Source organism: uncultured Campylobacter sp. (genome assembly GCF_938018145.1).
Taxonomy (GTDB): domain Bacteria; phylum Campylobacterota; class Campylobacteria; order Campylobacterales; family Campylobacteraceae; genus Campylobacter_A.
The window spans coordinates 1-6,388 of the sequence record NZ_CALIII010000316.1 but is presented as its reverse complement, the minus strand read 5'-3'; the positions used below and the strand labels follow the sequence as shown (position 1 = coordinate 6,388).

Genomic DNA, 6,388 nt, shown 5'->3' with positions numbered 1-6,388 from the left:
GATCCCATCTATAACATCAAAATTTTTAACGAATCTGTCGTGCTAAGTGCAAATTCGGCTGACGCAAAGGTGAAGAGCGTCTTTAACGGCAAAGTAGTCTTTGCCAAAGAAACGGCGATGCTAGATAAGGTCGTCATCATCGAAAATCCAAACGGCATCCATACGATCTACGCGCACCTTAGCCAGATCGCTCCTACCGTAAAAGTAGGCGCAAAAGTGCAAAAAGGCTACGTCATCGGCCGCGTGCAGCGAGATCTAACCTTTGAAGTTACGCAGAAAAACTACCACATAGACCCACTCGAACTAATCAGCCCAAAATAGCACCTGCGCGCCGAGATTAGCAAAATTTAAAGCAAATTTAGCTAAAATCCGAAAATTTAAGGAGATGAAAAATGGAGCGAAAAAAGCGAATTTTAGTTAAATTTTCAGGCGAGGCGCTAGCTGGCGACAGCGGCTTTGGTATAGATAACGCTGTGCTTAAATTTATCGCAAAACAGATCAAAGAACTAGTCGAAAACGGCATCCAAGTGGGCATCGTTATCGGCGGAGGCAACATCATACGCGGCGTTAGCGCGGCTAGAGACGGCATCATAAAGCGTACCAGCGGCGATCATATGGGCATGCTAGCTACCGTGATAAACTCTATCGCGATGAGAGAAGCGCTAGAGAGCGTAGGCCTAGACGTGCGCGTACAAAGCGCGATAAAGATGGAGGCTATCTGCGAGACCTTCATCGTCGGACGCGCGAACAGACACCTTGAAAAAGGTCGCGTCGTGATCTTTGCTGCAGGCACGGGAAATCCATTTTTCACCACTGATACGGCGGCTACTTTACGTGCTATCGAGATAGATTCAGATATGATAATCAAGGCTACGAAAGTGGACGGCGTTTACGACAAAGACCCGCATAAATTTGAAAACGCAAAACTACTAAAAGAGCTAAACTACGAGCTTGCGATGAGCGATAATATCAAAGTGATGGACGATACCGCTATCGCGCTAGCTAAGGATAATTCGCTACCGATTTTGGTGTGCAATATGTTTAAAGACGGAAACCTGCTCAAAATCATACAAGGCGACGAGAGCGCGTTTTGCTCTATCGTGAGAAATTAAATTTAAGGAGAATAAATGAGATCTGAAGAAGTAGCGGCAAAGGCTCTAAAACTCGTCGGAGACGATAGGTACATGCTCGCTCTAGCGGTAGCAAAAAGAGCCGAGGCTCTAGCTGGCGGCGCAAAAAGCCTGCTTGATATCGACGTTACTAAGATGAAATTTGCCGATATCGCCCTACGCGAGATAGCCGAGGGCAAGATAGCTTTAGAGGGCATAGTTGAAGCAGCTAAGTAGCGGATTTTTACTAGAACAATTAATCGACGATATAACCGCTTGCAAGGACGTCGCTCAGGCGAGACAGCTACTTAGCGAGCTGATAAATTTTACGCCGAATTTAGAGCGCGCGATCGAATGCTGCGTTATCTCGCATGCGGGGCAGTTTAGAAAAAGCGGCGAACCGTATGCTATACACCCTATCCTAGTGTCCTGCATCGTGGCGCACATGGGCGGAGATGAGGATATGATTATCGCTGCCTTGCTTCATGATGTGGTCGAGGATACGGATAGGTCGATAGAGAGCGTGCGAGAGGACTTTGGCGAAGAGGTCGCAAAGCTAGTTGAGGGGCTAACTAAAATCGTAGCCATCAGAGAGGACAAGCTTGCAAGCTCGGAGTCAAACGAGCGTTTGGCGGCGTCTGCGATGACCTTTCGCAAGATGTTGCTAATCTCCATCGAGGACGTGCGAGTGCTCGTGGTAAAGCTTTGCGATAGGCTACACAACATGCTCACCCTGCAAGCTTTGCGTCCTGAAAAGCAAAAACGAATAGCTGAAGAGACGCTGATGGTTTACGCTCCGATCGCGCATAGGCTGGGCATTTCGTCGATCAAAAACGTGCTTGAGGATCTTAGCTTTAAGTATGCTTTGCCCGAAGAGTACAAAAAAATCGACGACTACTTAACCGAGCACAAACAGCAGCTCGTGCTAAAGCTAAACGCGTTTACCGACAAAATTTTTCAAATTTTACTCAAAAACGGCTTTAGCGAAAACGACTTTGAGATACAAAAGCGCATCAAGCACCACTACTCGATTTACTTAAAAATGCAGCGAAAAGGCATCTCGATCGAAGAGGTGCTAGACCTGCTAGCTGCGCGTGTGCTTGTTAAAGAGCCGCAGGATTGCTATTTGGTGCTTGGAAATTTGCATATAAATTTTAACCCTCTAATCTCGCGCTTCAAAGACTACGTCGCGCTTCCGAAGCAAAACGGCTATCAGACGATACACACTACGATATTTGATAACAAAAGCATCTTTGAGGTTCAAATTCGCACCTTTGATATGCATAAAACCGCAGAGTACGGCGTCGCGGCGCACTGGAAATATAAAAGCGGCGGCTTTTTAAACCCGAAACTTGACTGGCTAAGCGACATCAGCGGTATAGAAAACGGCATGGAGGAGGCGAGCGAAAACCCCGAGGAGCTCTACGAATACGCAAAAGATAGCCTCTATGTCGAGGACGTCGCGGTTTATTCGCCAAAGGGCGATATATTCACGCTTCCGCGCGGCGCTACGGCACTTGACTATGCTTACGAGATACACACGCACGTAGGCTTGCACGCCAAAGAAGCCTACGTAAACCGCGTGCGAGTGCCACTACTAACGGAGCTAAAAAACGGCGATATCGTTAGCATCGTGACGGGAGATGAGCCAAAATACCGCTGCTCGTGGCTAGGCAGCGTAAAAACGGGCAAGGCTAGAGCTACGATCCGCTCGTACTGCAAGCAAAAGATAAGAGATATAAACAACATGGTCGCGATCGAAATTTTAAGCGGCATCTTTGCCGTGCCTTCTCAAACTATCGAGCAGTGGCTAGAGACTGAAAATTTGACCAAGAAAATTTTTAGAGCCGCGTTTGATTCGGTTTACCTGCAGGATGTGGTAAACGCGCTAAAAAAATACGTAAAAAGAGACCGTCCGTTTGCCATCGCGATGACGGACAAATACAACGTCAAAAAGCAAAAATTTGAAAACATCGTGATCTACTCAAACCACAAGATAAACAGCATCGAGTTTGATTATTGCTGCAATCCAAAGCGCGGCGACGATATCGTGGGATTTAGAAACTATCACCACGTCACCGTCCACCACAAGCTTTGCGAGCGGTTTATGAAGCTAGCCGAAGAAAAAAACGAGATGATTTTCGTCAAATGGACGCGGGTCGCTCCGCATAGGTTTAAGATTATCCTAAGTCTTGAAAACAGGCGCGGGTCGCTTGCGGAGTTTTTGACGTATATGGCGAAAATGCAAGTCGATCTCGTAACTATCAGCCTCACCGAAACTAGAGAGGCGACGGCGGACTTTTTCGAGCTGACGATCGAACTTGGCGAAAATTTGAACGTAAACGAGATAAAGGAGCGACTAAGAGATCGCTACAAGATCATCGACTTCGTGTCGCTTGACGACGCATACGGACATTAATAAATTTAGGAGAGAAAATGGGCGAAAATTTGAGCAAAATAATGAGCGATATAAAAAAAGGCGTCGCCGAGATGATAGACGAGGAGCGCGTCGAAAATTTAGTAAAAAACTACTATGAAAAGGGCGAAAATTTCTACGTTAAGGCAGGCTTTGATCCGACGGCTCCCGATCTGCACCTAGGTCACACCGTAGTGCTTCAAAAGATGGCTCTTTTGCAAAAGCACGGCGCGATAGTGCAGTTTTTGATAGGCGATTTCACGGGGCAAATCGGCGATCCTAGCGGCAAAAGCCAGACGAGAAAAAAGCTAGACCGCGAGACCGTGGTGGCAAACGCCAAAACCTACGAGGAGCAGGTTTTTAAAATCCTAGACCCGCAAAAAACTAAGATAATGTTTAACTCCAAGTGGCTAAACGAGCTGGGAGCTACGGGCATCGTGGAGCTAACTAGCACCTTTGCGGTGGCTAGGATGCTTGAGCGCGATGATTTTGAAAAAAGATACAAAAGCGGCGCCTCGATCTCGATTAGCGAATTTTTATATCCGCTCCTTCAGGGCTACGACAGCGTCGCGATGAAGTGCGATATCGAGATGGGCGGCACCGATCAGAAATTTAACCTTTTGATGGGGCGAACTTTGCAGCGAGTTTACAACGTCGGCAAAGAACAAGCCGTCATAATGATGCCGCTTTTAGAGGGGCTTGACGGCGTAAATAAAATGAGCAAGAGCCTAGGCAACTACATCGGCGTGACCGACGAGCCAAACGATATGTTTGCTAAAGTTTTAAGCGTGAGCGACGAGCTGATGTGGCGCTGGTACGAGCTACTAAGCGACAAAAGCACGGAAGAAATCGCAAATTTAAAAGCGGACGTAGCTAGCGGCAAAGCTCACCCAAAAGCCGTAAAAGAGGCTCTCGCGCTAGAAATCACGGCTAGATATAACGGCGAAGCGGCGGCGAAAGAGGCGAAGGCCGAATTTGACCGCGTGCATTCGCAAAATTTGATCCCGACCGAGATGGACGAGTTTGAGCTCTCGGCTCCTGTTTGGATCGTGCAGGCGCTCACTCACTGCGGACTATGCACTAGTAGCTCTCAGGCGCGCCGAGACATCGCGGCAAACGCCGTCAGCCTAAATCAAGAAAAGATCGCCGACGAGCAGCTAAAGCTGGACGCTGGCGAATACGTCTTGCAGGTCGGCAAGCGTAAATTTGCAAAACTAAAGGTAACCTGATGCAACCCGTAAAAATCGGAAAATACGATATAAAATACCCGATAATCCAAGGCGGAATGGGGCTTGGTATCAGTTGGGATAGGCTCGCCGGAAACGTCAGCCTAGAAGGCGGCCTAGGCGTCATAAGCTCTGTTGGGACGGGCTACTATGAAGGCCGAAAATATATCACCAAAGAGCTAAACGCTAAGCCCTACGGTAGCGGAAATTTCTACTCGCGAGAGGGGCTAAAAGCCGTCATCGACAATGCGCGTAAAATTTGCGGCGATAGGCCCCTTGGGGTCAATATTTTGTACGCTAGCAACGACTACGAGCGTATCGTAAAAGACGCCTGCGACCACGGCATAAACGTGATCATCACCGGTGCGGGCTTGCCTACGAATTTGCCTGAATTTACCGTAGACTACCCGGACGTGGCTTTGGTGCCTATCGTATCCTCGGCAAAGGCGCTAAAAATCATCTGCAAACGCTGGCAGGGGCGCTACGGTAGGCTTCCGGACGCGGTGGTGCTCGAGGGGCCTCTTAGCGGCGGGCACCAGGGATTTACCTACGAGCAGTGCATCGATCCCGCGTACAGCCTGGAAAATTTGATAACGCCCGTTAGCGAAGAGATAAAGCAGTGGGGCGATTTTCCATTATTTGCCGCGGGCGGTATCTGGGATAAAAACGATATCGATAAGGCTATCTCGCTTGGTGCAAACGGCGTGCAGATGGGTACTCGCTTTATCGGTACGCACGAGTGCGACGCTAGCGAGGAGTTTAAGCAAGTGTTGCTAGCGGCCAAAAAAGAGGACATCGAGCTGATCAAAAGCCCGGTAGGCTACCCAGCACGTGGCGTCAGGACGAATTTAATAAACCTAGTCGATAAGCGCCAGGGTCCAAAAATCAGCTGCGTAAGCAACTGCGTTAGTCCGTGTCAGCGCGGCAAAGAGGCTAAAGAGGTGGGATACTGTATCGCGGATCGCCTCTATGACGCCTTTGAGGGGCGCAAGGAGACGGGGCTATTTTTCACTGGTGCAAACGGCTACAAGCTAAACGAGATAATAAGCGTGAAAGAACTATTTGAAAAACTGATAAATGGCGAAGATAATTAGAAAAATTTTTGTAATTTTATTTTTATTGGCGGCGGCGTTTGCGAATGACGGCTTTTTTGATAAATTTGACCGCGAATTTGACGGCGCAAACAGCAAGAAAAAGACGGAATTTCATCAAGAACTGCGCGTGCTATATGTTAGATCCATCATGCACAACGACAAGGAGCTAACCGCAAAGTCGCTGCAGCGTCTGATAAAAAGCGCAAAAGCTCTGGGGCTGGATACGAAGTCGTACGAAAAAGAGCTAGCCGGTATACCGCAGCCAAAGAGCGCTAGCCCTAAACAAGAGTCCAAACCCGTCAAAGAAAACAAAGCAAAAGAGCCGGAGCAAAAAGAACCGGTTAAGTTAAAACAGCTTTCATCCGCTCCGCTATCTAGCAAAAACGCGCAAAACGTAAAGACGCAGACGCTATATCTGCTAGAGGCGGCAGATATCGGCGGTAAGCTGGAGCTAAAATTTAGCCGTCCTTTAGACGGCAGCGACGTAAAAAAGACCGATCTAAATCAAAAAGGTTCATATAAAAGCATATATGAATTTAAGGG

General features: G+C 48.0%; 6 protein-coding genes and 1 pseudogene. All 7 read left to right on the top strand.

Translation table 11 applies throughout. The features are described from left to right. On the top strand, positions 1-321 hold a 321-nt coding region (locus tag Q0338_RS07425), incomplete at its 5' end, for a M23 family metallopeptidase (protein ID WP_298086197.1). A gap of 71 nt (positions 322-392) precedes the next feature. Next, positions 393-1,112 (top strand): UMP kinase, encoded by a 720-nt coding sequence (gene pyrH, locus Q0338_RS07420; protein ID WP_298086196.1) that lies wholly within the window; start codon positions 393-395, stop codon positions 1,110-1,112. A gap of 15 nt (positions 1,113-1,127) precedes the next feature. Further along, positions 1,128-1,346 (top strand): DNA-directed RNA polymerase subunit omega, encoded by a 219-nt coding sequence (locus Q0338_RS07415; RefSeq protein WP_002948448.1) that lies wholly within the window; start codon positions 1,128-1,130, stop codon positions 1,344-1,346. Continuing rightward, complete coding sequence (locus Q0338_RS07410) at positions 1,330-3,528, top strand: RelA/SpoT family protein (protein WP_298086195.1); 2,199 nt, start codon at positions 1,330-1,332, stop codon at positions 3,526-3,528. The genes Q0338_RS07415 and Q0338_RS07410 overlap by 17 nt, the downstream gene beginning before the upstream one ends. Positions 3,529-3,545: 17 nt before the next feature. Then, on the top strand, positions 3,546-4,754 hold the full coding sequence (gene tyrS / locus Q0338_RS07405) for a tyrosine--tRNA ligase (RefSeq protein WP_298086194.1): 1,209 nt from the start codon (positions 3,546-3,548) through the stop codon (positions 4,752-4,754). Then, the gene (locus Q0338_RS07400; RefSeq protein ID WP_298086193.1) at positions 4,754-5,845 is read left to right on the top strand and encodes a nitronate monooxygenase family protein; all 1,092 of its coding nucleotides are present in this window, start codon (positions 4,754-4,756) and stop codon (positions 5,843-5,845) included. The genes tyrS and Q0338_RS07400 overlap by 1 nt, the downstream gene beginning before the upstream one ends. Beyond that, a pseudogene (locus tag Q0338_RS07395) lies at positions 5,829-6,388 on the top strand (N-acetylmuramoyl-L-alanine amidase); the annotation flags it as partial. The gene Q0338_RS07400 and the pseudogene Q0338_RS07395, both read left to right, overlap by 17 nt.

What these genes read in the sequence shown, in the direction of transcription:
- pyrH (WP_298086196.1), top strand. Translation starts at nt 393, where the DNA reads ATGGAGCGAAAAAAGCGAATTTTAGTTAAATTTTCAGGCGAGGCGCTA.
- Q0338_RS07415 (WP_002948448.1), top strand. Translation starts at nt 1,128, where the DNA reads ATGAGATCTGAAGAAGTAGCGGCAAAGGCTCTAAAACTCGTCGGAGAC.
- tyrS (WP_298086194.1), top strand. Translation starts at nt 3,546, where the DNA reads ATGGGCGAAAATTTGAGCAAAATAATGAGCGATATAAAAAAAGGCGTC.
- Q0338_RS07400 (WP_298086193.1), top strand. Translation starts at nt 4,754, where the DNA reads ATGCAACCCGTAAAAATCGGAAAATACGATATAAAATACCCGATAATC.